This is a genomic window from Microbacterium sp. Y832, assembly GCF_057669765.1.
In genome coordinates, this window is record NZ_JBYHFM010000003.1 from 374,008 (window position 1) to 400,873 (window position 26,866).

28 protein-coding genes and 2 tRNA genes are annotated in these 26,866 nt (G+C 67.9%); 11 read left to right on the top strand and 19 right to left on the bottom strand.

Annotated elements, in window-relative coordinates; all coding sequences use genetic code 11:
* Positions 1-24: 24 nt before the first annotated feature.
* Entirely contained in the window at positions 25-528 is a 504-nt protein-coding gene (locus AC25YV_RS07440) for a DUF3145 domain-containing protein (protein WP_488123198.1), read from the bottom strand.
* A 182-nt stretch (positions 529-710) separates the two neighbouring features.
* On the bottom strand, positions 711-1,484 hold the full coding sequence (locus AC25YV_RS07445) for a hypothetical protein (protein WP_488123199.1): 774 nt from the start codon (positions 1,482-1,484) through the stop codon (positions 711-713).
* Positions 1,485-1,701: 217 nt separating this feature from the next.
* On the opposite strand from AC25YV_RS07445, the gene AC25YV_RS07450 reads away from it, so the two are divergent.
* Positions 1,702-3,714, top strand: a complete 2,013-nt coding sequence (locus tag AC25YV_RS07450) for a DUF262 domain-containing protein (protein ID WP_488123433.1) — start codon at positions 1,702-1,704, stop codon at positions 3,712-3,714.
* Here the strand turns inward: AC25YV_RS07450 and AC25YV_RS07455 are convergent.
* Positions 3,693-3,929: a hypothetical protein gene (locus AC25YV_RS07455; protein ID WP_488123200.1), complete on the bottom strand. Its 237-nt coding sequence runs from the start codon at positions 3,927-3,929 to the stop codon at positions 3,693-3,695. The genes AC25YV_RS07450 and AC25YV_RS07455 overlap by 22 nt on opposite strands.
* A 137-nt stretch (positions 3,930-4,066) precedes the next feature.
* A complete protein-coding gene (locus AC25YV_RS07460) occupies positions 4,067-4,516 on the bottom strand; it encodes an Hsp20/alpha crystallin family protein (protein ID WP_488123201.1) in 450 nt (149 codons plus the stop codon).
* A 181-nt stretch (positions 4,517-4,697) separates the two neighbouring features.
* Here AC25YV_RS07460 and AC25YV_RS07465 point away from each other — a divergent pair, with 181 nt between their 5' ends.
* The 5 genes from AC25YV_RS07465 (at position 4,698) to AC25YV_RS07485 (ending at position 9,159) form a co-directional block, all read left to right on the top strand.
* Complete coding sequence (locus tag AC25YV_RS07465) at positions 4,698-6,260, top strand: SDR family oxidoreductase (RefSeq protein ID WP_488123202.1); 1,563 nt, start codon at positions 4,698-4,700, stop codon at positions 6,258-6,260.
* Between the two features lie 92 nt (positions 6,261-6,352).
* On the top strand, positions 6,353-7,177 hold the full coding sequence (locus tag AC25YV_RS07470; RefSeq protein ID WP_488123203.1) for a DUF4397 domain-containing protein: 825 nt from the start codon (positions 6,353-6,355) through the stop codon (positions 7,175-7,177).
* Positions 7,178-7,398: 221 nt separating this feature from the next.
* The gene (locus AC25YV_RS07475) at positions 7,399-7,842 is read left to right on the top strand and encodes a class F sortase (RefSeq protein WP_488123204.1); all 444 of its coding nucleotides are present in this window, start codon (positions 7,399-7,401) and stop codon (positions 7,840-7,842) included.
* Between the two features lie 122 nt (positions 7,843-7,964).
* The gene (locus tag AC25YV_RS07480; protein ID WP_488123205.1) at positions 7,965-8,423 is read left to right on the top strand and encodes an RNA polymerase sigma factor; all 459 of its coding nucleotides are present in this window, start codon (positions 7,965-7,967) and stop codon (positions 8,421-8,423) included.
* Positions 8,410-9,159 (top strand): anti-sigma factor, encoded by a 750-nt coding sequence (locus AC25YV_RS07485; RefSeq protein WP_488123206.1) that lies wholly within the window; start codon positions 8,410-8,412, stop codon positions 9,157-9,159. Before AC25YV_RS07480 ends, AC25YV_RS07485 begins: the two co-directional genes overlap by 14 nt.
* Before the next feature lie 48 nt (positions 9,160-9,207).
* Here AC25YV_RS07485 and AC25YV_RS07490 read toward each other — a convergent pair.
* Together AC25YV_RS07490 and AC25YV_RS07495 are read right to left on the bottom strand one after the other, a co-directional pair.
* Positions 9,208-9,281: transfer RNA gene (locus tag AC25YV_RS07490), tRNA-Ile, on the bottom strand.
* A 17-nt stretch (positions 9,282-9,298) separates the two neighbouring features.
* Complete coding sequence (locus AC25YV_RS07495; protein WP_488123434.1) at positions 9,299-10,294, bottom strand: DMT family transporter; 996 nt, start codon at positions 10,292-10,294, stop codon at positions 9,299-9,301.
* Between the two features lie 51 nt (positions 10,295-10,345).
* Here AC25YV_RS07495 and def point away from each other — a divergent pair, with 51 nt between their 5' ends.
* Positions 10,346-10,912, top strand: a complete 567-nt coding sequence (gene def, locus AC25YV_RS07500; RefSeq protein ID WP_488123207.1) for a peptide deformylase — start codon at positions 10,346-10,348, stop codon at positions 10,910-10,912.
* Positions 10,913-11,003: 91 nt separating this feature from the next.
* Here def and AC25YV_RS07505 read toward each other — a convergent pair.
* The 5 genes from AC25YV_RS07505 to dusB form a co-directional block, all read right to left on the bottom strand.
* Positions 11,004-11,076: transfer RNA gene (locus AC25YV_RS07505), tRNA-Asn, on the bottom strand.
* A gap of 62 nt (positions 11,077-11,138) precedes the next feature.
* Positions 11,139-11,924 carry an ATP-binding cassette domain-containing protein gene (locus AC25YV_RS07510; RefSeq protein WP_488123208.1) on the bottom strand — a complete coding sequence of 262 codons (786 nt, stop codon included), beginning with the start codon at positions 11,922-11,924 and terminating at the stop codon, positions 11,139-11,141.
* A 53-nt stretch (positions 11,925-11,977) separates the two neighbouring features.
* Positions 11,978-13,834 carry a DNA primase gene (gene dnaG, locus AC25YV_RS07515; RefSeq protein ID WP_488123209.1) on the bottom strand — a complete coding sequence of 619 codons (1,857 nt, stop codon included), beginning with the start codon at positions 13,832-13,834 and terminating at the stop codon, positions 11,978-11,980.
* Entirely contained in the window at positions 13,834-15,180 is a 1,347-nt protein-coding gene (locus AC25YV_RS07520; RefSeq protein ID WP_488123210.1) for a deoxyguanosinetriphosphate triphosphohydrolase, read from the bottom strand. The genes dnaG and AC25YV_RS07520 overlap by 1 nt, the downstream gene beginning before the upstream one ends.
* A complete protein-coding gene (gene dusB / locus AC25YV_RS07525) occupies positions 15,170-16,351 on the bottom strand; it encodes a tRNA dihydrouridine synthase DusB (RefSeq protein WP_488123211.1) in 1,182 nt (393 codons plus the stop codon). Before dusB ends, AC25YV_RS07520 begins: the two co-directional genes overlap by 11 nt.
* A 50-nt stretch (positions 16,352-16,401) precedes the next feature.
* Between dusB and AC25YV_RS07530 the strand changes: the two genes are divergently transcribed.
* Complete coding sequence (locus AC25YV_RS07530) at positions 16,402-16,905, top strand: glutathione peroxidase (RefSeq protein ID WP_488123212.1); 504 nt, start codon at positions 16,402-16,404, stop codon at positions 16,903-16,905.
* Here the strand turns inward: AC25YV_RS07530 and AC25YV_RS07535 are convergent, their stop codons facing one another.
* From AC25YV_RS07535 to recO, 3 genes are read right to left on the bottom strand one after another with little or no spacing between them, the layout of a single operon-like run.
* Positions 16,906-17,589, bottom strand: a complete 684-nt coding sequence (locus AC25YV_RS07535) for a DsbA family oxidoreductase (RefSeq protein WP_488123213.1) — start codon at positions 17,587-17,589, stop codon at positions 16,906-16,908.
* Between the two features lie 29 nt (positions 17,590-17,618).
* Positions 17,619-18,443, bottom strand: coding sequence for an isoprenyl transferase (locus tag AC25YV_RS07540; protein WP_488123214.1), 825 nt, complete (start codon positions 18,441-18,443; stop codon positions 17,619-17,621).
* Entirely contained in the window at positions 18,440-19,174 is a 735-nt protein-coding gene (gene recO, locus AC25YV_RS07545) for a DNA repair protein RecO (RefSeq protein WP_488123215.1), read from the bottom strand. Before recO ends, AC25YV_RS07540 begins: the two co-directional genes overlap by 4 nt.
* 36 nt (positions 19,175-19,210) lie before the next feature.
* On the opposite strand from recO, the gene AC25YV_RS07550 reads away from it, so the two are divergent.
* The gene (locus AC25YV_RS07550; RefSeq protein ID WP_488123216.1) at positions 19,211-19,897 is read left to right on the top strand and encodes a trimeric intracellular cation channel family protein; all 687 of its coding nucleotides are present in this window, start codon (positions 19,211-19,213) and stop codon (positions 19,895-19,897) included.
* Between the two features lie 81 nt (positions 19,898-19,978).
* Here AC25YV_RS07550 and leuA read toward each other — a convergent pair whose 3' ends face one another.
* Positions 19,979-21,739 carry a 2-isopropylmalate synthase gene (gene leuA, locus AC25YV_RS07555; protein ID WP_488123217.1) on the bottom strand — a complete coding sequence of 587 codons (1,761 nt, stop codon included), beginning with the start codon at positions 21,737-21,739 and terminating at the stop codon, positions 19,979-19,981.
* A gap of 206 nt (positions 21,740-21,945) precedes the next feature.
* Here leuA and AC25YV_RS07560 point away from each other — a divergent pair, with 206 nt between their 5' ends.
* Together AC25YV_RS07560 and AC25YV_RS07565 are read left to right on the top strand one after the other, a co-directional pair.
* Positions 21,946-22,572, top strand: a complete 627-nt coding sequence (locus AC25YV_RS07560; RefSeq protein ID WP_488123218.1) for a hypothetical protein — start codon at positions 21,946-21,948, stop codon at positions 22,570-22,572.
* A 116-nt stretch (positions 22,573-22,688) separates the two neighbouring features.
* Positions 22,689-23,102, top strand: a complete 414-nt coding sequence (locus tag AC25YV_RS07565) for a DUF2255 family protein (RefSeq protein WP_488123219.1) — start codon at positions 22,689-22,691, stop codon at positions 23,100-23,102.
* Between the two features lie 4 nt (positions 23,103-23,106).
* Here the strand turns inward: AC25YV_RS07565 and era are convergent, their stop codons facing one another.
* Genes era through AC25YV_RS07585 form a run of 4 tightly spaced genes read right to left on the bottom strand, consistent with a single transcriptional unit; the run spans position 23,107 to position 26,850 of the window.
* Entirely contained in the window at positions 23,107-24,015 is a 909-nt protein-coding gene (era, locus tag AC25YV_RS07570) for a GTPase Era (protein WP_488123220.1), read from the bottom strand.
* A complete protein-coding gene (locus AC25YV_RS07575) occupies positions 24,012-25,361 on the bottom strand; it encodes a hemolysin family protein (protein ID WP_488123221.1) in 1,350 nt (449 codons plus the stop codon). Before AC25YV_RS07575 ends, era begins: the two co-directional genes overlap by 4 nt.
* Positions 25,358-25,825: an rRNA maturation RNase YbeY gene (gene ybeY / locus AC25YV_RS07580; RefSeq protein ID WP_488123222.1), complete on the bottom strand. Its 468-nt coding sequence runs from the start codon at positions 25,823-25,825 to the stop codon at positions 25,358-25,360. Before ybeY ends, AC25YV_RS07575 begins: the two co-directional genes overlap by 4 nt.
* Positions 25,822-26,850, bottom strand: coding sequence for a PhoH family protein (locus AC25YV_RS07585; protein WP_488123435.1), 1,029 nt, complete (start codon positions 26,848-26,850; stop codon positions 25,822-25,824). The genes ybeY and AC25YV_RS07585 overlap by 4 nt, the downstream gene beginning before the upstream one ends.
* Between the last annotated feature and the right edge of the window lie 16 nt (positions 26,851-26,866).

Here is a 26,866-nt window from a genome sequence, read left to right on the forward strand (position 1 = left end):
TCGCGCCTCGCCACCGCCCCACATCTACCCGACCTTGTGCAGCCAGACCACCGGAGCGTCATCGCTCGCGTGCCGGAAGGTATCCAGCTCCTCATCCCACGCCGAGCCGAGTGCGATCTGCAGTTCCCGCTGGAGTTCCTGCGGGTCACCGGCGGCGAGTTCCATCGCGTACCGGATGCGGTCTTCACCGATGACGATGTTGCCGGCGGAGTCGGTCTGCGCATAGTGGACGCCGAGACCGGGCGTGTGCATCCAGCGGCCGCCATCACTGCGCGGAGTGGGGTCTTCGGTGACCTCGAAACGCAAGTGCTCCCAACCGCGGATCGCTGTCGCCAGCGCGGCGCCCGTGCCGGCTGTGCCGTCCCAGTAGAACTCGGCGCGACGGCTGCCCTCGAGGACAGGCTGGTCGGCCCACTCGAAGTTGACGGCGCGCCCAAGGGCGCGACCTACCGCCCACTCGAGGTGGGGGCACAACGCTCGTGGCGCGGAATGGATGAGAACCACTCCACGCGCCTGCGATGTCGCCATGATGTTCTCCGTTTCGTCAGGTGCGTCTTCCCCTACGACCTGACACGGCTCACCGCGGCTTGTTCTGTTGTGCTGTGGTCATTATCACCCACGCGACCCGGGAATGACAATCGTGTGGTTCCGGCGTGTCATGAGCGATGCCCCCGACCTGGAGGGGTCGGGGGCATCGCGCGGAACGAAGGTCAGGCCTCGCTCATGACATTCCGCATGGCCTGGCCCTTGGCTGCGTAGTACGCGGCGCGTGCGGCATCCTTGCGTGCCTGCTCGGCGTAGCCGGCTTCGAGCACGTCCTGCGGCACCTCGACGTTGTCGACACGGTTCACGCCGTTGTACTTCTCGATGTAGGCGTCGAGCTCGGGACCCGAGGTCCACGACGTGATGAGGCAGTAGCGCGGCTCATCGCCGTTGTGCGTGGCCGCGTGCCACAGGCGCTGCGTGTCGACGATCAGCTGTGCGCCGGCGGGCAGCGCGATGCGCACCTCGCCCTCGGGGTCGGTGCGGTTCTCGCGCAGGACGAAGTAGCTGGTCGCGTCATCGGTCAGGTTGAAGAATCCGCGGACGACCCAGCCCGTGCCGTCGGGGTTGAGGCGGTTGTTGTCGTCCTGGTGCAGGTTGTAGAGGCACTCCCCGTAAGGCGTCGGCTGCAGCTCGATCACGCGGCACCGACCGACGTTGGCGCCGGGCTCCTGCGCGCGACGCGCGAGGATCGGGGCCTTGGCGACCTGCGAGTCGATCCAGACGCCGTCCTTGTCGGTGCGCGGGGGCTTGTGGTTCCAGAACCCGTTGCACTCGATCTCGCCGAAGGCGCTGGCGAGCGGTGCGAAGCGGGTGTCGCCCGAGGACTTCCAGTCGTTGTACTCGAGGTCGAGCCACTCCTTCGGATCGAGCTCCTGGTTGTAGCTGTCGAGGACGACATAGCCGGTCTCTTCGAGCGCGGCAGACTTGATGTAACCCATGAGGTGGATCAGCCTTTCGTAGGGGGCCAGCACGTTTTAACAGGCCCAACTTAGGCAAGCCTACCTCCGCGGTCTGGGTGATTCCCGGAGGACGAGCGGGGTGGTCTGCGTCCGCCGGTGGCGCACACGCCGCAGGGCTAAACTCGACGGCGGCGGGGCCGCGACGATTCTTCCGCGGATATCTGCACACCCGATGAGCAGGAGGCGAAGCGACGTGATGGCCACAGCCACGAACATCGATGCGACCGCGGTCAACACCATCGCGTGGCTTTCGGCACCGGACATCACGATCGTCGTCCCGGTCTATCAGCGACAGTACCGCTGGGACATCGGAGGCTGCGAGCAGCTGCTGGCCGATGTCCGCGCCGTCGCCGATTCGCCGTCCCGCACGATGCACTTCATCGGGTCGATCCTGTCCTCGGTCGACGCGGATGCCGCTGGTGGTGCCGCCGATCTCGTGCTGATCGACGGCCAGCAGCGTGTCACGACGCTCATGCTGCTCGTCGCGGCGCTGCATCACACGATCGGCGAGAGCGACCCGGAGCTCGCCGCCGAACTCGAAGCCGTGCTCGTCCGCGCCGATGATCCGGCGCGCACGAAACTGCGGCCCCACCGCGCGTGGGCCGATGTCTTCCAGGACGTCGTGCTCAACCGGCGCTCGACCGACATCGACGAGCGTGACTCGCGCTTCGACGACAACTACGCCTTCTTCCGCAGCCAGATCAGTCCGGGCGAGGCGCCCGCCATCTGGCGGGGTCTCCAGCGGCTCGAGCACGTGGCGATCACCCTCGGAGCGGGTGCGAACGCGCAGCAGATCTTCGCGAGTCTCAACTCGACGGGTGAGCCGCTGCGTGATCATGAGCTCATCCACAACTACGTGCTGATGGGCCTCACGCACGACGAGCAGACCGAGATCGAGCACGACTACTGGGTGCCGATCGAGCAGAGCACCGGTTCGGCGATCGGCGCCTTCTGGCGGCACTACCTCATCATGATCACGGGCCGTGAGGTCGCCGTCGCCGGCGAGCACGGCGTCTACAGTGCGTTTCGCCAGGAGTTCCCGCGCATCGATGTCGCGACCCTGCGCGCGCATGCCGCGGAATGGCGGGCGCACGCCGAGATCTATCGGACACTCCTCGACCCGACGCTCGAAGACGACGTCGAGGTCTCGCGTCACCTGAGCTACATCAACACCTTCGGTCGCATCGCGTATCCCCTGATCATGCGCGCCCACCGAGACGCGAGCACGGGACGGACCGATCGCTCAGACCTGCTGGCGACCCTCGAGCACATGCAGGCGCTCCTGCTTCGCCGCACGGTCGTGGGCCTCCCGAACGAGCGCCTCGTCGCACGGCTCTGCCGTGCGCGAGACGAGGGCGCGCAGGCGCTCGTGCACGCCATCGCCCGCATCACGCCGTCCGACGAGCGGGTGCGCGTTGCCCTCAAGTACGGCGATCTTCCGCACGCCGTGTACGTCCTCGGCCGGATCGCCGAAGTGTCGTCTGCGGATGGACTCGATGTCGAACATCTCTTCCCGCTGGCCCCCTCGGATGCCTGGACGGGCGACGGAGTGCGCGCGTGGGCGGACTACTCCGAAGACGAGCAGAACAGCCACCGCGCGCTCGCGCAGACCCTCGGCAACCTCGCGCTGCTCGAAGAGCCACTCGCGGAGCGCGCGCTGGATCGCGACTTCCCGGCCAAGCGCGAGCTCTATCGCGCGAGCGAGATCGACGACACCCGCGCCCTCGCCGACGAGGCATCCTGGGGCACCGCGGCGATAACGGCGCGCACGGCGCGACTGAGCGCCCGGTTCCTCGAGATCTGGGCCCGCCCCGCCTCAGTGCTCATCGACGACGACGGCCTCACGCCGATCCTCGACGCCGTCCGGCGGCGCGGCTGGCCGCGCGGCTGGGAGCGGGAGTTCGACTATACCGAGTACCGCGGCGAGCACTGGGAAGTGCACGACGTGAAGTACCTCTTCAACCGGATCTTCAAGCGACTGTGGGCCGACTCCCGTGAGAGCGTCGTCGCCTTCAGCGCCCGTCGCGGCGGACCCCTCTATCCGACCCGCTCATGGAACGGACAGTGGGACCAGCTCGACGAGAACACCCACCTGTACATGGGGTGGGATTCGAAGTACATGCTCACGGCGGTGCAGGGCGTCCTCGAGGAGGCCGGCATCGCTCATGAAGTGTTCGTCAAGTACTCCTACATCGCCGCCGCCATGTAGCGCGCTCCCGGCAGGGAGAGCACCGGGGCGTCGCCGTCCGAAGCCGGAGCGGGTGCCGTCACCTCGATGACGGCGTCCCGCACCTCCTGGGGAGTCGCGTACCGCTCACGCAGGCCCATGTCGCGCAGCCATACGACATCGCACTCCAGATCGTCCACGCGGTAGATGCAGGCGATGGTGCGGAAGGGATCGTGCTCGTCGCGTGATGCGTCCACGAGAATCCATTCCAACGAGGTCAGTCGTTTCAGTGCGTACCTATTGCTCACGTCTTTGACCATGTCCTTCTCTTCGTTGAGCGTGTGGGACCGGGTCGTGCCCCCGTTCAGCCCGAGGGCACGACCCAGTGGAGGGCTTACGCGTCGACGGTCGGGCGCGATTCTTCGATCTTCAGTTCGGAGGAACGGTCATCGGTGTCGATCGAGATCTTGCGGGGCTTGGCCCGCTCGCTGACCGGCAGAGTCACGCTCAGGACACCATTGCGGTAGGTCGCCGAGATGCGCTCGGTGTCGATTCCCTGTCCCAGACTGAGCTGGCGCAGGTAGCTGCCCGCGACTCGCTCCCGAGTGATCCAGGTCACCTCATCGCCTGTCGCGAGCGTGCGCTCGGCGCGGATGGTGAGCAGCTGTCCATCGACGTCGACGTCGACCGATCCGGGATCGACGCCGGGTAGGTCGGCGGTCAGGACGTAGTGGTCGCCGGCCCGGTACAGATCCATCGGCATCTCACGCGGACCCCGACTGCTCTGGCCGAGCATCGTCTGTGCAAAGCGCTCCAGTTCGCGGAGCGGATCATATGTTGCCATCATCATCTCCTTCGAGCGGGCTCGGACGGTGCTCCGAGCGATGGAACTTGAGCCGAAGGGGCTCAAGTGCGAACAGATTAGCACTCTCGCCCTGCGAGTGCCAGCAGGTTTTGCTTCGCTAGAAGGTGGTGTACGTTCCAGGAATAGCTAGCCTAGCTAGCAATTAGGGGAGTGGACAGCCATGGATCTTTCGTCGCCCACGGGCCGAGAGCCCCATCTTCGCGCTCCCGAGGATCGCGTCCCTCCCCCGCTCGTCCTGGTCCTCGGAGCAACCGGCTACATCGGGGGTCGCCTCGTGCCCCGGCTTCTCAATGCCGGATACCGCGTGCGTGTGCTGGCGCGCTCTCGTGATCGCGCACTCGCCTTCCCATGGGGCAAGGACGTCGACGTCATCGAGGGGTCGGCGCAGGATTGCCGGGTCCTCTCGCGCGCGATGGAGGGAGTCGACGTCGCGTTTCACCTCATCCATTCGCTCGGGACCGGCCGGGACTTCGAACAGACCGACCGGACCATCGCGAGAACCGTCGCCGCTGCCGCCGCCGAAGCGGGGGTCGGACAGCTGGTGTACCTGGGTGGCCTGCATCCGCGCGAGGACCTCTCGCCGCACCTTCGGTCACGGGTCGAGGTGGGCGAGATCCTGCGGGCCGGTGGGGTGCCGACCCTCGTTCTCCAAGCGGGAGTCGTGATCGGCTCAGGCTCCGCGTCGTTCGAGATGGTGCGCCACCTCACCGACGTGCTGCCCTACATGCCTGCTCCGCGGTGGGTGCGCAATCGGATCCAGCCGATCGCGGTCCGCGACGTGCTGCACTACCTGATGAGCGCTGCGCGGCTTCCGAACCCGGTCAGCGGCCAGTTCGACATCGGCGGCCCCGACGTCCTCCGCTACGGCCAGATGATGAACGGCTACGCCGTCGAAGCGGGACTACCGCAACGAGCGATCGCCGCGCTGCCCGTGCTGACTCCACGTCTCGCGTCGCACTGGGTGAACCTCGTCACGCCGATACCGCGATCGCTGGCGAGACCCCTCGTGGAGTCGTTGCAGAACGACTGCGTCATGGCGGATCACCGCATCGACGACATCATCCTCCCGCCCGAGGGCGGCCTGACGCCCTATCGCCAGGCCATGCGACTGGCGCTGCGCCGGCTGGGCGAAGACGGAGTGGAGACGAGCTGGCAGGATGCGGGAGTCCTGACAGCGCCCGGAGATCTGCTGCCCAGCGATCCGGATTGGGCGGGGCGCACAGCCTACGTCGATGAGCGGTCGGCCACCTCACGCGCCCCGGTCGAATCGCTGTGGCGAGTCATCTCGGGAATCGGCGGCGCGAACGGCTGGTACTCGAGCCCCGTGCTGTGGGCGCTGCGGGGATGGCTCGACAAACTCGTCGGCGGCGTCGGCCTGGCACGTGGTCGACGCAGCCAGTCCCGACTGCAGGTCGGTGACGCACTCGATTTCTGGCGCGTCGAAGCCGTCGAGCACGGATCGCTGCTGCGTCTGCGCGCCGAGATGAGGGTGCCCGGTGAAGCATGGCTCGAGATGCGGGCGAGCGCAGAAGGCGCGGGTTCCCGCTACCGACAGCGCGCGATCTTCTTTCCGCGCGGCTTGGCCGGCCGCGCGTACTGGCTGGCGGTCCTCCCCTTCCATGGCGTGATCTTCCGGGGTATGGCCAACCGCATCACGGCCGCCGCGGCAGCGGAAACACAGCCGCGGCGAGGCCCCAAAGCGGACGCAGTGAAAGTTCTTTGATCAATCTGCATTCAGGTGCATCCAAAACGGCCATTCGAGGAGAAAGCACTTTCATAGGCGGAAATCACCGCCTTCTCATAAGGAGGAAGACAGTGCGAAAGACAGCAGCTGCCGGCGTCACCGTCGGCATCATCGCGGCCCTCGGCCTCGCGTTCCCCGCGTCGGCATCCACGGCCGATGCCGCCCAGCTCTCGGTGCTGCACGGCATTCCCGACACGCCGGTGGACGTCTACGTCAACGGTGATCTCACGCTCGATGACTTCCAGCCGGGAGATCTCGCCGGGCCGCTCGAACTTCCTGCGGGCGACTACGAGGTCGCCCTCACCGCGCCGGATGCCGCAGACGCCAGCTCGCCGGTGCTCGGGCCCGCCACGATCACGCTGACCGCGGGTGGCAACTTCACCGCCGTCGCTCACCTCACCGAGGCCGGTGACCCCGGACTGAACCTCTTCACCAACGACACCGCCACCACCGCGGCCGGAGAGGGCCGCCTCACGGTGCGCCACGTCGCGGCGGCACCTGCCGTGGACATCCTCGCGGGGGGAAGCCCCGTCGTCGAGGACCTCTCGAACCCTGACGAGGCGACGCTCAATCTCCCCGCCGGCACCGTGCAGGCAGCAGTCGCCCTCACGGGCACGACCGATCCCGTGATCGGCCCGGCGGACGTGCAGATTCAGGAAGGCGTCCTCACGATCGTCTACGCCTGGGGCAGCGCCGAAGACGGCAACCTCGCACTGGCCTCGCAGACGATCTCGGGCCTGCACTCCACGCCGGACGGCGTGCCGTCGGGCTCGGCGGGCTACCTCGCCGCTCGTGACACCGCCACGAGCGTCGGCTGGATCGCCGCGATCGGCGCGATCGTGATCGCGGCCGGCGCCGTCGTTACCATGCACACCCGTCAGCAGGCGGGCCGCTGATGAGCCGGGGCGTGCCGCGGCGGATCGGCCCGGTGTTCGTTCGCGGACTCCTGGCTGTGACCGCTGCGGCATGCCTCGTTGCATGCTCACCCGTGGGGGCGGGCGACGCGACCCGGTCGCTTCCCCCAACCGGCGACCGTGCGGTCACGTCGTCGCCCGCTCCCACTCCCGCCGTCAGCGTCCCGGTTCGATCCGGGGCACTGGAAGCACCCACGGTCGCCGTGGCTCCTGAACGACTGGTCATGCCCGGGCTGGGCGTGGATATGCCGATCTTTCCGGTCGGCGTGGAGAGCAACGGACAGATGGAGCTGCCGGAGGACCCCGCGGTCGCCGGCTGGTATCGCTACGGTGCGGACGCGGCCAGCAGTGAAGGCAACATCGTTCTGGCAGCCCATGTCGACGCACCCGACTACCCGATCGGTCCGCTGGCCCGCCTTCGTGATGCTGCCGTCGGAGAAAAGGTCGACGTCGTCGCTGCCGACGGCACGACCCGCAGCTTCGTCGTGGAGTCCGTCGTCAATTACGACAAGACGGGGCTCCCGACGACCGAACTCTTCCGCAGAGACGGCGCTCCCGCTGTGGTGATCATCACATGCGGTGGTCTCTACGACAGTGCGACGGGGCGGTACCGCGAGAACGTCGTCGCGGTCGCCCGGGAGGTGTGACGGTGAGTGCCGACGAGGAGATCGTGAATACGCAATCGGATGCCGAGGAGGCTCTCAACACCCGTTTCGTCGCGGGTGACGAGGCCGCCCTCGCGGAGCTGTATCGGCGGTGGTCACCCGTTGTGTTCACGCTCGCGTTGCGGTCGGTCGGAGATCGCGGCGATGCAGAGGACATCACCCAGCGGACCTTCGTCTCTGCCTGGACCTCACGAGCGTCCTACGATCCGCGCAAGTCGAAACTGTCGACCTGGCTCGTGGCGATCGCGCGCCGACGGATCGCCGACACCCTCGAATCGCGATCGAAAGTGCGTGCGCTCCAGCAGGAGATGGAACGCCTCACGAGGCCCGACGACCTCGTCCAGGACCACGCGGACCTGTCCGAACAGATCCTCGTGGCCCATGAACTCAAACTGCTCGAACCCGACGCGCAGCAAGTCATGCGCTTGGCGTTCTTCGACGATCTCACCCACGAGCAGATATCGCGAAGACTGGCGATGCCACTCGGTACCGTGAAGAGCCATATCCGACGCAGTCTCAAGCGACTGCGCGACCGTCTGGAGGTGAACCATGTCGCATCTTGATCCCGAACAGCTCGCACTGATCGCACTCGGCGAGCCGCTCGACGACCACGAGCAGACCGAACACCTCGCCTCCTGTCCCGTATGCGCGGCCGAAGTCTCGGAGATGATCCGAGTCACGACGATCGCGCGGTCCACCATCCACGACGGCGAGCTCGAGGCTCCGCCCGAGCGTGTGTGGGCGCGGATCGCCGACGAACTTCTGCTGGAACGGCCCGCTCCCGTCACGACTCCCCCGATCCCCGAGACTGCTCCTGCCCCGTCGGACGCCCCCGCGTCGAGACTGCGCCGAGAGCGGAGAGCGGGCTGGCGGACGGCGTGGGTCCTGGCGGCATCGCTGGCGGGAGTCGCCGTGGTGGGAGCAGGCACCTGGGGCGTGGTCAACGCGCGCATGGCACCGACCTCGATCGCGACCGCAGCCCTCGATCCGTTCCCGGATCACCCGGATGCCGTCGGGTCGGCCGCCGTCGAACGGGACCGTGATGGTGCACGATTCCTCACCGTGAACCTGGATGGCGCGGATGCGCCGGACACCTATCGCGAGGTGTGGCTGATCCGCAACGACGGGGAGGCTCTCGTGAGCCTCGGTGTGCTGACCGGCGAGAGCGGTCGTTTCGACATCCCGAGCGGAATCGACCTGGACGACTACGACCTCGTGGACATCTCGTTCGAGCCACTCGATGGTGACCCGGCACACTCCGGCGACTCGATCGTGCGCGGCCAGCTCACGACCGCCTAGCCCCTGTGGCACAGATGAGGGGCCGCCCGGTGGGCGGCCCCTCAGTCGTAGGGCGGGTGGGACTTGAACCCACGATCGTCGGGTTATGAGCCCGCTGCCTTGACCAGCTTGGCCACCGCCCCGTTCGACAAGGAGCCTACTAGGCCGCCGAGTCCGGGTCTTTCTTGCTGTTGCCGCGACTGCCCCGCTCGAACGGCAGCTCGCGACTGTCGCTGAGCACTTGCGGGTGGTTTCGGGCGAGCGTCGCGACGCCGTAGATGGCGATCGCTCCGGCGACGGCGAAGCCGATGAACGCGCCGACGGGCGCCGTCGCAGCCTCCTGCAGAATGATCAGGCCGATGAGCACCGCGACGATGGGGTCGATCACGGTGAGGCCCGCGATGACGAGATCAGGCGGGCCGACCGAGTAGGCGGTCTGCACGAAGTAGGCACCGGCGGCGGTCGCGCCGAGGAGCGCGACGAGGCACAGAAGGGTCAGCCACTCGAAGTCGCCGGCTTGCACCCGCTTGATGACCACCTTCGCCAGGGTGGCTACGAAGCCGTAGATCACGCCGGAAGCGACGATGTAGAAGAGCGCCTGTGCGCGCTTGCGCAGCCACAGCCACAGGGCGCCGAAGATGACGATGACGACGCCGAGCAGGCTGAGGATCGTGATGAGCTCGCCTTCGTCGATCTCCTGCTCGGTGGCGACGAAGGCGGCGATCGTGACGAAGATGAAGACGCCCCCGACGCACGCGATGATCGAGCGGATCGACTGGCGCGTCGGCTTGTGCCCGCTGACGCGGGCGTTCAGCAGTGTCGTGATGACGAGCGAGATCGCGCCGAGGGGCTGCACGACGATGAGTGGCGCGAACGCGAGTGCGCCGAGTTGGCAGAGGATCGCCGCGCCCAGCATCGCCGAACCGAAGACCCAGGACGGCCGCTTGAGCAGGCTGGCGAGCTGCTTGCCCGACAGGCCGCTGCTTCCCGACGAGCCCGTGAGATGCTCGACCTTCACGACGCCGCGGTGCTGATACTGCGCTCCGAAGGACATGAAGATGGCGCCGAGCAGGGCCAGCGGGATGCCGGTCAGGATCGCGGGGTCGCGAAAGACACCGATGAGTTCGCCGGTGACGTCACCGATCATCCCGTCCATCAGAATCACCCCTTGACACTAGTCCTCGTCACTGCTCGATAGGCTCAAGGCGTGGCTGTTCTCCCGATTCGCATCATGGGCGATCTCGTCCTGCACGCTCCTGCTTCCCCTGTCACCGACATCACCGATGACATCCGGACCCTCGTCGCGGACATGTACGAAACGATGGATGCCGCACCCGGCGTGGGCCTCGCCGCTCCGCAGGTGGGTGTTCCGCTGCGCATCTTCACGTACAGCTACGAAGACGACGAGGGTCAGCCCTGGCGCGGCGTCATCATCAACCCCGACCTCTGGATCCGTCCTCCGCTGCCCGGACACCCAGACCCCGACGAGGAATCTGAAGGCTGCCTGTCTTTCCCCGGGGAGCGGTTTCCGCTGCGGCGCTCTGACGCCGTGCTGGTGACGGGCACGGATCTCGAGGGCGAGCCGGTCCGCATCGAGGTCGACGGCTGGCGTGCCCGCATCATTCAGCACGAGTACGACCACCTCGACGGTGTCCTCTACGTCGATCGACTCGCCGACGGTGACTGGAAGACCGCGCAGAAGATCGCCCGCAAGCGCGGATGGGGGCGTCCTGGTCAGGCTTGGACGCCCGGAATCGACGATCTCGAGGGCTGAAGCGCCGCGGCGGCCACCCGAGAAAAAAGTAAGACCCGGGGTGGAAGCCCGGGTCTTGGTGAGGCTTCGTGTAGATGCACGAAGGCCCTCGCTCCCCGGCTTGGACTCGAACCAAGAACCTATCGGTTAACAGCCGATTGCTCTGCCAATTGAGCTACCGAGGAAGAGCCCCGCTTTCGCGAGGCAACTCAGATAGCGTACCAAATCTCAGAGTGTGCTCGTGACATCAGGTGGCGATCAATCGCCGATCCGATTCGATTCCCGGCGTCCACAGCAGATCGTCGGGGCTCCGCCCATATGCGACAGGGTGCCCCGCGTGCAGGACGAGCACGTCAGCACGCAGTTCCGTCGCGACATCCGGTTCGTTCGTCACGACGAGCGTGGACATGCCGTACTCGTCGCGGCGGCGCATGATCGCCTCGCGCGCTGCGACGCGCACCTCGACGTCCATGTTGGCGAACGGCTCGTCTGCCAGCAGCACCTTGGGCTGCAACACGAGCGCCCGCGCGAACGCCACACGCTGCCGCATTCCCGCGCTCAACTCGTAGGGGTACTTGCCGGCGGCTCCCAGCGGAAGCATGAGCTCGTCGAGCAGTGTGGCGACCCGTACGGCGAGGGCGCGCTGGTTGATATGCCGGTCACGACTCGTGATCGGTCCGCTGATCACCTCTGAGACCGTGTGGCGGGCGGGCAGTGCCGCGCCGGCTGACTGCGGCAGATATCCCGTCATGTAGTCGAGCAGCCGGTGCGAACGACCGGGCCGACGCACCGAGATGCCGTCGATCCAGGCGTCGCCTCCGACGATCGCCAGTCCCGTCGCGGACTCGACGGCCAGCACGCCGAGCACACTGGACTTGCCCGATCCCGTCGGACCCATCAGGGCGAGGGTGCTGCCGTGCTGCAGAGTGAACGACACACCGTCGACGAGGCGCTCCGAGCCGAGACGACCCGCCTGGGCGATCGAGAGATCACCGGCCCTGATCGCGGCGTCAGCTTCTCGAGGAGAGCTCATCACGCCATTTTGCCCGGTGATCGAGCGAGCGGCCAGCGGACACGACCGAGAGGTCAGGACTCCTCGGCGAGCCGGCGGCGCTCCGCATCGATCTCGCGCAGTCGCAGACGGATCACGCGACCGGCCTCGGAGTCCGGCGGCACGCGCTGGATCGCGCCGAGATGCTCGCTCTTCTCGAACTCCAGTGCGCGGCTGATGAGGCGGCGCGCGAGATCGGCGGCAGAGGCGACAGCCAGATCGTCGGTGAGCGCGGGAAAATCGGCCGCGAGCAACTCGGCCGCGAGTGAGCGATACGGCTCCCGGACGGTGCCGACAGCTTCGGCAGCCCAACCGATCCGCTGCCGATCCGGGGCGGAAGCGATCGCCTGCCGCACCGCGTCCAGCGCCGGATGCCGGTACGTCAGCGCCGTCGCCCGCGCGACGAGGGCATCGTCGAGCCGGTGCCCGAACTGCAAGAAGCCCATCAGCGCGTCTCGCTCGAGCGAGACGTCCTTCACCCGTGGAAGCGAGGCGATCGTCACGCGCTCGACGGGCGTCTCGGCGTCAGGCTGGCCACCCGCGCGTGGTGTGACCTGGTCGGCGTTCCGCCGTGCGCTGCGGCCAGCGCGTTCGACTTCGCGGCGCACGTCTTCGGTGTCCATCCCGAGGCGCCGCGCGAGCACGCGGATGTACTCCGGCTGCAGCAGCGCGTCGCGCAGGTCTGCCACGACCGGCGCGGCGGCGCGCAGTGCTCCCACGCGCCCTTCGGCGGCCGCGAGATCGAAACCGCCGATGCGCTGATCGAGCACGAACTCCACCATCGGCGTTTTGCGTTCGATGAGGGCGCGCACCGCACCGTCGCCGCGCTCGAGGCGCAGATCGCACGGATCGAGACTTTCGGGCCCGGTCGCGACATAGGTCTGCGCATTGAAGCGCTTCGCGTCGGCGAAGGCGCGCAGCGCCGCCTTCTGGCCGGCGGCGTCCGGATCGAACGTGAAGATGACTTCGCCGGCCGTCGTATCGTCGCCCATGACGCGGCGGAGCATCGTGATGTGGTCGGTGCCGAACGCCGTGCCGCACGTGGCCACCGCCGTCGTGATGCCGGCGAGGTGGCACGCCATGACGTCTGTGTACCCCTCGACGACGACGACACGGTGCTGGCGCGAGATGTCGCGCTTGGCGAGGTCGAGCCCGTAGAGCACCTGCGCCTTTTTGTAGATCGTCGTCTCGGGGGTGTTGAGGTACTTGGGCCCCTTGTCGTCGTCGAACAGGCGACGTGCCCCGAAGCCGATGACCTGCCCCGTCACATCGCGAATGGGCCACACGAGCCGACCCCGGAACCGGTCGTACACGCCGCGCTGCCCCTGCGAGACGAGGCCGGCCTGCGTCAGGATGTCGTCGGTGAACCCCCGGGGTCGGAGCGCCGCGATGACGCCGGACCAGCCCCGCGGTGCGTAGCCCACCCCGAAGTGCGCCGCCGCTCCCGCGTCGAAGCCCCGCTCGCCGAGGAACCGACGTGCGGTCTCGGCCTCGGGGGTCATGAGCTGCTCGCGGAAGAACTCGGCCGCCGCGGCGTTCGCGGCATACAGGCGGGCGCGTCCGCTCGTCTCGGGGGCCGATCCGCCGTCTTCGTAGTGCAGCGAGTAGCCGATGCGCCCCGCGAGCCGTTCGACCGCCTCTTGGAACGACACGTGATCCATGGCGCGCAGGAACGAGTAGACGTCGCCGGACTCGCCGCATCCGAAGCAGTGGTAGAAGCCCGCCTGCGGGCGCACGTTGAAGCTGGGGCTGCGCTCGTCGTGGAAGGGGCAGAGCCCCTTCATCGCCCCCACGCCCGCGTTCTTGAGGGCGACGCGCTCTCCGATGATGTCGGCGATGTTGGTGCGGGCCTTGACCTCGTCGACGTCGGCTTGACGGATGCGCCCCGCCATCAGGTCGCCTCTGCGAGAGTTGACGATGTCGTCGCGCCGGGCGCCCACACCCCGATGGATGCCGCATCGACGTCTCCGACGAGACGTTCGTGCCAGGCGATCGCGAGCTGGTCGGTGAGGCTCGCGACCTGATCGACGACGACCCGTCGGCGTGCGGCATCCGACGCGCAGGCGGCGAAGTCCGCGGCGTGCAGAGCGTCGAGCGAATCGGGCGATTCCCACAGCGCCGATGCCAGCCGCCTCAGAACACGACGCTGCTCCTTGTAGAGCTCCTTGCGCCCCTCGATCGAGACGACCGCGGTGCCGATGATGCCCTTCAGCACCGCCATCTCCGCGGCGACGACGGGGGGAACGACGACGTGTGCGCGGTAGCGGGTCAATGCCGTCACCGAGTATGCATCGCGGGTCGCCGTGGTCGCGGCGCGCGCGAAGCGTCCGATCAGGTCGGACGTGAGGTTCTTCAGCCGGGCCAAGTCGCCGCGCGTGCCGTCGAACGACGTGATCCACTCCGGCATTCGCATGAGGCGGTAGAGCGCGTCGGCGAGTGCATCCCGGGGGAAGTCGAAGCCGACCCACGCCTGGATGCCGTTCAGCAGCGCGTCGTGCTGCGCGGGGTCGCCGAGCCAGTCGGGCCGCAGGTAGCCGTTGACGATGGCGTCTTCGAAGTCGTGCACCGAGTAGGCGATGTCGTCCGAGAGGTCCATGACCTCGGCCTCGATGCAGCGCACGCGACCGGGAGCACCGGCGCGCATCCAGTGGAAGACGGGCTCATCGTCGGGATACACGCCGAACTTCAGACGGCCGCCGGGGTCGGGCAGCGGGTGCGCGGCCGTCCACGGGTACTTGCACGTCGCGTCGAGGCTCGCGCGCGTCAGATTGAGGCCGAACGTCGCTTTGTCGGCGCCGATCGTCTTCGGCTCGAGCCGCGTCAGAATACGCAGCGTCTGGGCGTTGCCCTCGAATCCGCCGATGTCCTCAGCCCAGTCGTTGAGCGCACGTTCGCCGTTGTGCCCAAACGGCGGGTGTCCGAGGTCGTGGCTGAGGCACGCCGTGTCGACGACGTCGGGCGACAGCTGCAGCGCGGTGGCGAGCTCGCGTCCGACCTGCGCGACCTCGAGGGAGTGCGTCAGCCGGTTGCGCGCGAAGTCGGCGGGGCTCGCGGGGCTCAGCACCTGTGTCTTCGCGGCGAGGCGTCGCAGCGCCGCCGAATGCAGCACGCGGGCACGGTCGCGCGCGAAGTCGTCGCGCAGCGAGCGGTGTCGTTCGGTGAAGAGGCGTTCTGCGTCGCGGTCGTCGTAACCCAGCGGCCGGGCGAGGGGCTCGACCGCCGTCTGCTCACCCGCCACTGTGGTCGAGCTCCGCTTCGGCGAGGGCGCTGCTCGCGGCGGAGCCGATTTCGCGGGAGTCGAGCCACCCCTGCGGCAGCGCGGGTCGCTTGGGCGAGCCGGCGCGCCCCCGCTGGCCTTCGGCATCCGCCCCCGGGTACGGCGCGGTGAGGTCGAGCGTGGCCAGAAGGTCGTCGATTTCGGCGAGCGTCGAGGCGGCCGCGAGTGCCGCCCGTGTCTCGCCGCCGACGGGGTAGCCCTTGAAGTACCACGCGACGTGCTTGCGCATGTCGCGGCAGCCCCGGACCTCGTCATCGAAGAAGTCGACGAGCAGCTCGGCGTGGCGGCGGAAGGCGTGCGCGACGAAGCCGAGCGTCGCATCGACGGGAGCGCTGCCGGGCCCCTGCGCGTCGGGGGTTCCGAGCGATCGGGCGAGGTCTCCGAACAGCCACGGGCGCCCGAGGCAGCCGCGTCCGACGACGACCCCGTCGCACCCGGTCTCGGTCATCATGCGCACCGCGTCGTCCGCTGCCCAGATATCGCCGTTGCCGAGCACGGGCACGCTCGTGACGGCCTGTTTGAGCGCCGTGATGGCGGTCCAGTCGGCCTGGCCCGAGTAGAACTCCGACGCGGTACGGGCGTGCAGTGCGACGGCGGCGACACCCGCGTCTTCGGCGATGCGGCCGGCGTCGAGGTACGTCAGATGGTCGGCGTCGATGCCCTTGCGCATCTTGATCGTGAGAGGCACATCGCCCGCGGCGCGCACCGCGCGCGTCACGATCTCGCGGAACAGGCCGAGCTTCCACGGCAGGGCTGCTCCCCCGCCCCGGCGGGTGACCTTGGGCACGGGGCATCCGAAGTTGAGATCGATGTGGTCTGCTCGGTCTTCGTCGACGAGCAGGCGCACGGCAGCCTCGGTCGTCGCGGGGTCGACGCCGTAGAGCTGGATCGAGCGCGGCGTCTCGGACTCGTGGTGCGTGATGAGGCGCATCGTCGTGGCGTTGCGCTCGACGAGGGCCCGCGTCGTGATCATCTCGCTGACGTACAGCCCCGCGCCGTACTCGCGGCAGAGTCGCCGGAAGGCGGTGTTGGTGATTCCCGCCATGGGCGCAAGCACGACGGGCGCATCGAGCTCGATGGGCCCGATGCGCAGCGTCCGTGCAGGAGCGAGGGCAGTCGTCACGTCTCCCATTCTCCCATCCCTTTCGGTCCCGCTGCTCAGCCGGGCTTTACCCTGGGGATATGACCGATGAGACGACACCCGACCTGCGCGAGATCCCCTTCCAGACCGCCGACGGAGGGACCTCGACACTCGCGGAGTACGACGGGGACGTCGTCATGGTCGTCAACGTGGCATCGAAGTGCGGACTGACTCCGCAGTACGCCCAGCTCGAGGAGCTGCAGAAGGCCTACGGCGACCGTGGATTCACCGTCGTCGGCTTTCCCTGCAACCAGTTCATGGGGCAGGAGCCCGGGTCGATGGACGAGATCCTCGACTACTGCGCGACCACGTGGGGCGTCACCTTCCCCGTGCACGACAAGGTCAAGGTGAACGGCAAGAATGCCGCCCCGCTCTACCAGGCGCTCAAGGCGGCGCACGACCTCGAGGGCAAGAAGGGTCGCATCGCCTGGAACTTCGAGAAGTTCGTCATCACTCCCTCAGGTGAGGTGCACCGCTTCCGCCCGGCCACGAAGCCCGACGACCCGGCCGTCGTGGCCGTGATCGAAGAGAACCTGCCGCGCTGATCAGGAGCCGGCGACGGGCGCGCCGCCGCGGGACTCGCTCCACACCTGGCGGACGATCTCGCTGAACGCCTCGGCGGGCTGTGCGCCCGACACGCCGTACTTGCCGTCGATGACGAAGAACGGCACTCCGTTGATGCCGTAGGCCGCGGCCTGTGCCTTGTCTGCCTGCACAGCCGGGGCGAACCGTCCCGACTGCAGCGCCTCGCGGGCCGCATCGACGTCGAGACCGGCGTCGGCAGCGAGCGAGACGAGGTCGTCCACGCGCCCCAGGTGCCGGCCCTCGGTGAAGTACGCCGCCATCAGGCGCTCGGCGAGCTCGGGCTGCCGGCCCTGCTCCTTGGCGAAGTGCAGCAGTTCGTGCGCTTTGAGGGTGTTGGTGTGCTGCAGCAGTTCGAAGCGGTACTCGAGGCCGACCTCGGAGGCCACACCGGTCACGCGATCGAGCATCTGGCGCACCTGGTCGGCCGGCATCCCCTTGTGGGTCGCGAGGAAGTCGATCTCGTCTCCGTCGAAGTCGACGGGGGTGTCAGGTGAGAGTTCGTACGAGTGGAAGGTCACCTCGACGTGCGGGGCGTCGTCATCGTCGGCGGTGGCCGCGAGACCGTTCTCGAGGTTTCGCTTGCCGATGTAGCACCAGGGGCACGCGATGTCGGACCAGACGTCGATCTTGATGGATTCACTCACAGCACGGTGCAACGGCGCCCGGACAGCGTCTATTCCGGCGAATGTTCTGCAGGCCCGCGCGGGGTGTCGACGGCGCCCCCGAAGCGACGGTCGCGGTCGAGGTAGAGGCCGATCGCGCGCCAGAGGTCGGTGCGCGAGAAATCGGGCCACAGCGTGTCGAGGAACACGAACTCCGCGTATGCGGACTCCCACAGCAGGAAGTTCGACGTACGCTGCTCGCCACTCGAGCGGATGAACAGATCGACGTCCGGCATGTCGGGCTGGTACAGCCGGCTGCGGATCAGGCGCTCGGTCACGGCAGACGGACGCAGTCGTCCGGCGTCGACGTCTTGCGCGATCGAGCGCATCGCGTCGACGAGTTCGATCCGACCGCCGTAGTTGACGCACATCGTGAGGGTGAGCACGTCGTTGTCGCGAGTGAGCTGCTCGGCGAACTGCAGCTCCTTGATGACCGAACCCCACAGGCGCGGCTTGCGACCGGCCCAGCGCACCCGCACGCCCCACTCGTTCAGCTGGTCGCGGCGTCGATGCAGCACGTCGCGGTTGAACCCCATCAGGAAGCGCACCTCGTCGGGTGAGCGGGACCAGTTCTCGGTCGAGAAGGCGTACACAGAGAGGTGCGTCACGCCGGCCTGCACGGCACCGGCGACGACGTCGAGCAGGGCCGCTTCGCCCGCCTTGTGGCCCTCTACGCGGGTGAGGCCGCGCCGGTTCGCCCAGCGCCCGTTGCCGTCCATCACGATTGCGACGTGCTTCGGCACGGAGCCCTTCGGGAACGCGGGCGGGTACTGCCCGGTCCAATCCAGCGGTCGGTACGCGACGGCGTCACGGTGCGTGTACGGCTTCGGGGTCATCGTGCTCCTTCCGAGCCGACGTGCGCGAGCGAGCGGATGCCACGCTCGAGGTGCCATTGTGCGTAGGCCGCGATGAGGCCGGACGCCGCTGCGGTCGACCCCGCGGTGGCAGCATCCACCTTCTCCCACTCCCCCGCCATGAGCGATCGCAGCAGGTCGGCGGTCGCGGAGGCGATGCGGGCGGAACCGGCGGGCGCGCACTGGGCGCACACCGTGCCGCCCAGCTGAGCGACGAAGGCATCGTGCGGTCCGGGGCGCCCGCACCGCGCGCACTCCGACAGACCCGGCGCCCACCCGGACAGCGCCATCGCCCGCAGCAGATACGAATCCAGGATGCTGCGCGGCGTGTGCTCGCCGCGCGCGAGCGAGCGCAGACCACCGACGAGCAGCAGGTACTGCTGGTGCGTCGCGTCGGCCTCGCTGAGGCGGTCGGCTGCTTCGACCATGGCATGAGCCGATGTGTACCGGTCGTAGTGGGCGACGATGTCCGCCCCGTACGAGCCCAGCGACTCGGCCTGCTGCACGATGTCCAGCGAACGGCCCTGATAGAGCTGCACGTCGGCGACCATGAACGGCTCGAGGCGTGCGCCGAAGCGCGACGACGTGCGGCGCACCCCTTTCGCCACCGCGCGGATCTTGCCATGGCGGCGGCTGAGCATCGTGAGGATCCGGTCTGCTTCACCCAGCTTGTGGGTGCGCAGGATCACGACCTCATCGCGGTAGGTGGGCACCACTTGATTATCCCGTCCAGGCGAGAGAATGGATGCGTGAACGACCCGCTCTTCCAGATCCCACTGTGGGTGGACCTGACTGCCGTCGGACTCGGCGGCGTGCAGGGTGCCCTCTTCGCGTCGGGCTTCCGCGGTCAGCGCCGCCTCGATCTGCTCGGTGTCGCGATCATCGGAATCGTGATGGGAATGGGCGGTGGCCTCATCCGCGACATGCTGCTGAACGTGCCGCCGGCGACCCTGCAGAGCAACTGGTATCTCATCACGGCGACGGCGGCGGCGCTGGTCGGCATGCTCCTGGCGGGGATCTTCCAGCGACTCAACCGCTTCATCGTGGGGCTCGACGCCCTCGTGATCGGCATGTTCGGCGCCCTCGGCACGAGCAAGGCCATCGGGCTCGGGTTTCCCGAGATCCCGGCGATCTTCGTCGGCGTGTGTGCCGCGGTGGGTGGCGGCATCCTGCGCGACATGATCATGGGGCTGCCGGTTGCGATCATGCACGTCGGGTCGCTCTATGCCGTGGCTGCCGGGGCCGGATGCGTCGTGCTCGCGACGACCCACGCCCTGGGCGTACCGCTCGTCGCAGCATCCGTCGCGGGGATCGTCGTGACGGCCGTGATCCGTCTGCTCGCGGTGATCTTCGACATCTCGCTGCCCGAGCAGCGCGCCCTGCACCGCCGCAAGGTGGCCGTCGAGACCTCGACGATCCCGATCATCAAGCCCTGACCCCGCCGCCGTCCGCCGCCGCTCCCCCGCTCCCCGCGAGACGGCAGCCGGCACGCCGGTGCCGCCTCGCTGCCGGGATGGTCAGGCGGAGACGAGCGAGGCCGAGCGCTCGCGCGTGCGGATCGCGCGGTTGACGCTCGAGACGACGGCCTTGAGCGACGCGGTCGAGATGTCGCCGTCGATGCCGACGCCCCACAGGCGCTCGCCGTCGACCTGCAGTTCGACGTAGGCGGCAGCCTGCGCGTCACCGCCGGCGCTCAGCGTGTGCTCGACGTAGTCGTAGAGCGAGATGTCGAAGCCGTGCGCACGCACCACCTCGAGGAACGCCGCGATCGGCCCGTTGCCGTGCGCCGTGGCGTCCTGCACTTCCTCGCCGTCGCGCAGACGCACCGCGAGCTCGACGTCACCGGTCATGTCGCTCGAACTGCGCGTCGCGAGGATCTCGAACCGACCCCAGCGGTCGGCCTCGTTGGCCGCGGGCAGGTACTCGTCGGTGAAGATCGACCAGATCTGCTCGCTCGTCACTTCACCGCCGTGTTCGTCGGTCTTGGCCTGCACGACGCCCGAGAACTCGATCTGCAGGCGGCGCGGCAGGTCGAGCGCATGGTCGGTCTTGAGCAGGTAGGACACCCCGCCCTTGCCCGACTGAGAATTGACGCGGATGACGGCCTCGTACGAACGACCGAGATCCTTCGGGTCGATCGGCAGATAGGGCACGGCCCATTCGATCTCGTCGACCGTGACTCCCGCCGCCTCGGCCCGGGCCTCCATCGCCTCGAAACCCTTCTTGATGGCGTCCTGGTGCGAGCCGCTGAACGCCGTGAAGACGAGGTCTCCCGCCCACGGGCTGCGCTCGGGCACGGGCAACTGGTTGCAGTACTCCGCCGTGCGCTTGACGTGGTCGATGTCGCTGAAGTCGATCTGCGGGTCGATCCCCTGCGTCAGCATGTTGATGCCGAGCGCGACGAGGTCGACGTTGCCGGTGCGCTCACCGTTTCCGAACAGGCATCCCTCGATGCGGTCGGCTCCGGCGAGGTATCCCAGCTCGGCGGCGGCGACGCCCGTGCCGCGGTCGTTGTGCGGGTGCAGCGACAGGATGACGTTCTCGCGGTGGTTCAGCCGCCTGCTCATCCACTCGATCGAGTCGGCGTAGACGTTGGGGGTTGCCATCTCGACCGTCGCGGGCAGGTTGATGATGACCTTGCGCTCGGGCGTGGGCTCGAAGACCTCGAGCACCTGGTTGCAGATGTCGAGGGCGAACTCCAGCTCGGTGCCCGTGTACGACTCGGGCGAGTACTCGTAGTAGACGGCCGTCTCGGGGACGCGCTTCTCGTACTCGCGGCACAGGCGTGCGCCCTCGAGCGCGATGTCGATGATGCCCTGCTTGTCGGTGCGGAACACGACGTCGCGCTGCACGATCGACGTCGAGTTGTACAGGTGCACGATCGCCTGCCTGGCGCCCGCGATGGCCTCATAGGTGCGTGAGATCAGGTGTTCGCGCGACTGCGTCAGAACCTGGATCGTGACGTCCTCGGGAATGAGGTCGTCCTCGATCAGCTGGCGCACGAAGTCGAAGTCGGTCTGGCTCGCCGAGGGGAACCCCACCTCGATCTCTTTGTAGCCCATCTTCACGAGCAGCTCGAACATGATGCGCTTGCGCTCGGGGCTCATGGGATCGATGAGGGCCTGGTTGCCATCGCGCAGGTCGACGGCGCACCAGCGCGGCGCGGTCGTGATGCGCTGTGACGGCCACGTGCGGTCGGGCAGGTCGACGCGGATCTGTTCGTGGTACGGCCGATACTTGTGGATCGGCATTCCCGAGGGCTTCTGGGTGTTCTGCATGACTCGTCGCTTCTTTCATCGCCCGATGGGGCTGGCAGTGTGCCGGATGGATAGCGGACCAACGACGATCGCCGCGACGAGGAAGGTCCTAGAGCGAGGACTCGTCGCGGCGGCTAAGAAGAAGGAGCCCGCCGAAGCGCATGCGTCGATGATACCAGGGGGCAAGGCACCTGAGACGAACCCGCCGCACGCGACACTGGAAGGACATGACACGTCATCGTCGACTTTCTATCGCACTCGCGGGCGCAACGTTCGCCGTCGTGCTCGCTGGCTGTGCGACGCCGTCCGCGTCCGATGCCGCTGCGGGGGCGTCGTTGGGCTCGGTGTGGCCCGCGCCGCCGCAGGGCGACGTCATCACGCAGGGCACGGTGCTGGACCAGGGCGGCGACCCTCAGCTGTGTCTCGGCATGATCGCCGAATCGTATCCCCCGCAGTGCAGCGGTATCCCGATCGAGGGATGGGACTGGGAGGGACTGGACGGCTCCGAGACGGCAGGTGACGTCACGTGGGGTGCGTATGCCGTCCAGGGGACGTACGACGGTGAGACTTTCACGCTCACGGAGGAACCCATCATGTTGGCGCTGTACGACCCGATCGCATCCCCCGAGACGACCCCCGGCGAGCCGGGCCCGGCCACACAGGAGCAGCTTGTCGACCTGCAGGATGAGATGCCGAACCGCTTGGGCGATGCTTTTCTGATGTCGTTCCCCGAGGACGGGCGGCTCCTGGTCGACGTCGTGTGGGACGACGGCACGTGGCAGAAGGCCGCGGACGAGGACTTCGGCGAGGACATCGTCGTGATCCGCTCGGCACTGAGGCCCCTCCCGGAGTGAGAGGTGCAGATCGGCGCGTGTGAGCGTGTCGCGCTCCGCTCGCCGCATCGGCGGTCGGCTGTCTGGACCCGCCGGGCCTGAGCGGCCTGTCACCCGCGTGGGGTAGCTTCGGCTGCATGAGCTTCGACCACATCGTTCGAGTGCTGGATGAGACCCAGGTCGTCGCCGTGGTCACGACGAAGGCCGACGGGCAGCCCGTCGCGACGCCGATCTGGTCGATGGTGGTCGACGGCGTGCCGTACATCCGGTCAGTCAACGGCCCCGGGGCCGCGTGGTACCGCCATGTTCAGTCCGGTCGCCCAGTCGCTTTCGCACTGGGGGACGGATCGATCGCCGAGCGGGACCGCGTCGCGGCATTGGACCTCGAGCGCGAGCGCGTCACCACCTCGCATGTCCCCGTCGACGACCCCGTACAGGCCGAGATCGATGACGAGCTGTGGCGCAAGTACGCGTCGAGTCCCGACCCGGTGAGGATGATGCTGAGCGCCGACGCCCGCGCGTGCACCCTGCGCGTCGAAGAAGCGCGCTGAGCGACTAGAACCCCAGTCGTCCGAGCTGCTTCGGGTCGCGCTGCCATTCCTTAGCGACGCGCACGTGCAGCTTCAGGAAGACGTTCGTCCCGACGAGCGGTTCGATCTGCGCACGGGCGCGTGCGCCCACGTCGCGCAGGCGAGAGCCGCGATGTCCGATGATGATCGCCTTCTGGCTGTCGCGCTCGACGATGACGTTCGCATGGATGTCCGTCATCGACCCCGTCTCGCGCTGCGACATCTCCTCGATCGTCACGGCGATGGAGTGCGGCAATTCGTCGCGGACGCCCTCGAGCGCGGCCTCGCGGATGATCTCGGCGACGCGGTCTTCGATCGACTCGTCCGTCACGACGTCGTCCGGATACAGCGGCGGGCCCTCGGGCATGAGTGAGAGAAGCTCGTCGGTCAGCACGTCGAGCTGTTCGTGTGTGAGGGCCGACAACGGGATGACGGCAGCCCAGTCCTCGCGCAGCTGGTCGACCTCGATGAGACGTGCCGTGATCTGCTCACGGGTCGCGGCATCCGTCTTGGTCACGATGGCGACCTTCTTGGCTCGCCCGTATCCCGACAGCGATTCGGCGATTCGCCGGTCTCCGGGCCCCACCTTCTCGGTCGCCGGCACGCAGAACCCGATGACATCGACATCGCCGAGCACCGACTCGACGAGGTCGTTGAGTCGCTGACCCAGGAGCGTGCGGGGCTTGTGGATTCCCGGGGTGTCGACGATGACGAGCTGCCCGGTCGGTCGGTTCAGGATGCCGCGGATCGCGCGGCGCGTCGTCTGGGGCTTGTCGCTCGTGATCGCGACCTTCTCGCCGACGAGCGCGTTGGTGAGCGTCGACTTTCCGACGTTGGGCCGTCCGACGAACGTCACGAAGCCGGAACGATACCCCGTGGGCTCGGGATTGGTCATGGCGTCTCCTCGTTCTGGGGTCTGCGGATCTCGCCCGTGCGTGGCAGGCGAAGCTCTCCGGTTCGGGGGTTTCGACTCGCGTCGACGGGCGTCTCGCCGCGCTCGACGAAGACGGTCGAGATGCCGCGCCCGCGACCGCGTGAGGCACCGCCGGTGAGCACGAGGCCGGCGTACTCCGCCGTGGCACCGGGATGGGGCACGCGTCCGAGGGCCTTGCCGAGCAGCCCGCCGATCGAATCCACGTCTTCGTCTTCGAGATCCATGCCGAACAGGTCGCCCACTTCGTCGAGTCCGAGACGCGCGCTGACGCGGAAGCGTCCGGGCTCGATCTCGCTGACCTCGTCGGCGCGCGGGTCGTACTCGTCGGCGATGTCGCCCACGAGCTCTTCGATGAGGTCTTCAAGGGTGACGAGTCCGGAGACGCCGCCGTACTCGTCGATCACGAGGCAGGCGTGCACGGCTTCGCGCTTCATCTGCTGCAGGAGCGACTCGGCCTTCATCGACTCGGGCACGAAGACGGCGGGACGCGCGACACGGGTGACGGGAGCGTCGGCCCACGCAGCTTCGTCGCGGAAAGCGAACTGCACGAGGTCTTTCAGATAGAGCATTCCGACGAGGTCGTCGGCTTCGTCGTCGACGATCGGGATGCGCGAGATGCCCTTCTCGAGGAAGATCCTCATGGCATCGCGGGCGGTGGCAGCGGAATCCACCGTCACCATGTCGGTGCGAGGCACCATGACGGCGCGCACGATCGTGTCGGTGAAGTCGAAGACCGAGTGGATGAGTTCGCGGTCGTCCTCTTCGATGAGCTCGTTCTCGGTCGCTTCGTCGATGATGCTGAGCAGCTGCTCTTCGGAGGCGAAAGAGGCACTGCGCCGCACTCCGGGGGTGACACGCGTGCCGAGCGCGACGAGCCCGTGCGCGAGCGGGCCGAGGATGAGGCGCATGCCGCGGATCACGGGCGCGGCCGAACGCAGCAGGCGCGTCGCGTGCTGCCGACCCCACGCGCGGGGACTGGCGCCCACCACGACGAACGAGATGCCGGTCATGAGCACGACGGCGGCGAGCATCGCCCACCAGATGTCCTCGAACAGGATCGTGAAAGCGACCGTGACCACCACGGCCGCGCCCGTCTCGGCGAGGATGCGGATGAAGACCACGGCGGTCGCGTGCGCTTCGGGGTCGGCGGCGATCCGCTGCAGCGAGGCCGCGTTGCGCCCGCCGTCCTCGCCCATCTCGGCGAGGTCCGCGCGCGATGTGACGGAGAGCGCCGCATCGATCGCAGCCATGAGGCTGCCGAAGGCGATGAGCAGGACGGCAGCGAGAAGGAGGAGACCCGCGATCATGCGCGTCGTCGGCGCTCGGCCGACTGGAAGCTGGTGATGAGCTCCTTCTGGAGGGTGAACATCTCACGCTCTTCGGCAGGCTCTGCGTGGTCGAAGCCGAGCAGGTGCAGAAGTCCGTGGGTCGTCAGCATGACCAGTTCGTCCATCGTCGAATGGTGCGCGGCCACCGCCTGCGTCTCGGCGACCTGCGGGCACAGCACGATGTCACCGAGCAGGCCCGGGGGCGTCGGGGCGTCGTCCGTGCCGGGGCGAAGCTCGTCCATGGGAAAGCTGAGCACGTCGGTCGGCCCGGGTTCGTCCATCCACTGCACGTGGAGCGCCTCCATCGCACCCTCGTCGACGAGCAGGATGGCCACGTCGGCGTCGGGGCTCACGTGCAGTTGCGCAAGATTGTGCTCCATGAGCCGCAGCAGCACCGTTTCATCGGCGGGCATACCGGATTCATTGCCGATCTCGATCGTCATGAGCGTCCTCGCTTGGGGAATCGATCGCGGGGCCCCGAGGGGCGCTGAGCACCGCGCCGGTCGGCGCGGTTGGCGAGCTCCGACGCTTCGTCGCGCTCGCGCCGCCCGGCAAGGCGGCGCTCGTCGTACTCGCTGTACGCGTCGACGATGCGCCCCACCAGCGAGTGGCGCACGACGTCGGCGCTCGTCAGGTGAGCGAAGTGGATGTCGTCGATGTCTTTGAGGACGCGCGTCACGAGCCGCAACCCCGACGCGCCCTCGGGCAGGTCGATCTGGGTGATGTCGCCCGTGACGACCATGCGCGTGCCGAAACCGAGACGCGTGAGGAACATCTTCATCTGTTCGGGCGTCGTGTTCTGTGCTTCGTCGAGCACGACGAACGAGTCGTTCAGCGTCCTGCCGCGCATGTAGGCGAGCGGTGCGACCTCGATCGTTCCGCTGGCCATGAGCTTGGGAACGATCTCGGGATCCATCATCTCGTTCAGCGCGTCATAGAGCGGCCGCAGGTAGGGATCGATCTTGTCGGTGAGCGTTCCCGGAAGGAACCCGAGACGTTCCCCCGCTTCGATCGCGGGGCGGCTCAGGATGATGCGGCTGACTTCTTTGCGCTGCAGCGCCTGCACGGCCTTGGCCATCGCGAGGTAGGTCTTGCCCGTGCCGGCGGGGCCGATGCCGAAGACGATCGTGTTCTCATCGATCGCGTCGACGTACGCACGCTGCCCCGGCGTCTTGGGGCGGATGATTCTGCCGCGCGAGGACAGGATGGCCTCGCCGAGCACCTCGGACGGACGCGGTCCGCCTTCTGTGCGGAGGAGGCGGCTGGACGACGAGACATCGGCGGGTTCGAGACCCTGGCCGGCCTTGGTCATCTGGATCAGCTCGTCGACGAGGCTGCGGGCAGCGGCGACGGCGTCTGCGGCTCCGGTGAGGGTGATCTCGTTGCCGCGCACGAGAACGTCGACACCGGGGTGCTCGGTCTCGACGACCCGCAGCAGGCGGTCCTGCGGACCGAGCAGCTGCACCATCGCGACGCCGTCGACG

Coding starts and splice junctions, on each gene's coding strand:
- era (WP_488123220.1), bottom strand. CDS start 24,015: ATGACCAATCCCGAGCCCACGGGGTATCGTTCCGGCTTCGTGACGTTC.
- AC25YV_RS07540 (WP_488123214.1), bottom strand. CDS start 18,443: ATGACCCCGAAGCCGTACACGCACCGTGACGCCGTCGCGTACCGACCG.
- AC25YV_RS07560 (WP_488123218.1), top strand. CDS start 21,946: ATGACACGTCATCGTCGACTTTCTATCGCACTCGCGGGCGCAACGTTC.
- AC25YV_RS07450 (WP_488123433.1), top strand. CDS start 1,702: ATGGCCACAGCCACGAACATCGATGCGACCGCGGTCAACACCATCGCG.
- AC25YV_RS07465 (WP_488123202.1), top strand. CDS start 4,698: ATGGATCTTTCGTCGCCCACGGGCCGAGAGCCCCATCTTCGCGCTCCC.
- AC25YV_RS07495 (WP_488123434.1), bottom strand. CDS start 10,294: ATGGACGGGATGATCGGTGACGTCACCGGCGAACTCATCGGTGTCTTT.
- dusB (WP_488123211.1), bottom strand. CDS start 16,351: ATGGGAGACGTGACGACTGCCCTCGCTCCTGCACGGACGCTGCGCATC.
- AC25YV_RS07585 (WP_488123435.1), bottom strand. CDS start 26,850: ATGGTGCAGCTGCTCGGTCCGCAGGACCGCCTGCTGCGGGTCGTCGAG.
- AC25YV_RS07530 (WP_488123212.1), top strand. CDS start 16,402: ATGACCGATGAGACGACACCCGACCTGCGCGAGATCCCCTTCCAGACC.
- AC25YV_RS07565 (WP_488123219.1), top strand. CDS start 22,689: ATGAGCTTCGACCACATCGTTCGAGTGCTGGATGAGACCCAGGTCGTC.
- leuA (WP_488123217.1), bottom strand. CDS start 21,739: ATGCAGAACACCCAGAAGCCCTCGGGAATGCCGATCCACAAGTATCGG.
- AC25YV_RS07460 (WP_488123201.1), bottom strand. CDS start 4,516: ATGGCAACATATGATCCGCTCCGCGAACTGGAGCGCTTTGCACAGACG.
- dnaG (WP_488123209.1), bottom strand. CDS start 13,834: ATGGCGGGGCGCATCCGTCAAGCCGACGTCGACGAGGTCAAGGCCCGC.
- AC25YV_RS07440 (WP_488123198.1), bottom strand. CDS start 528: ATGGCGACATCGCAGGCGCGTGGAGTGGTTCTCATCCATTCCGCGCCA.
- AC25YV_RS07485 (WP_488123206.1), top strand. CDS start 8,410: ATGTCGCATCTTGATCCCGAACAGCTCGCACTGATCGCACTCGGCGAG.
- AC25YV_RS07575 (WP_488123221.1), bottom strand. CDS start 25,361: ATGATCGCGGGTCTCCTCCTTCTCGCTGCCGTCCTGCTCATCGCCTTC.
- ybeY (WP_488123222.1), bottom strand. CDS start 25,825: ATGACGATCGAGATCGGCAATGAATCCGGTATGCCCGCCGATGAAACG.
- AC25YV_RS07510 (WP_488123208.1), bottom strand. CDS start 11,924: ATGAGCTCTCCTCGAGAAGCTGACGCCGCGATCAGGGCCGGTGATCTC.
- AC25YV_RS07445 (WP_488123199.1), bottom strand. CDS start 1,484: ATGGGTTACATCAAGTCTGCCGCGCTCGAAGAGACCGGCTATGTCGTC.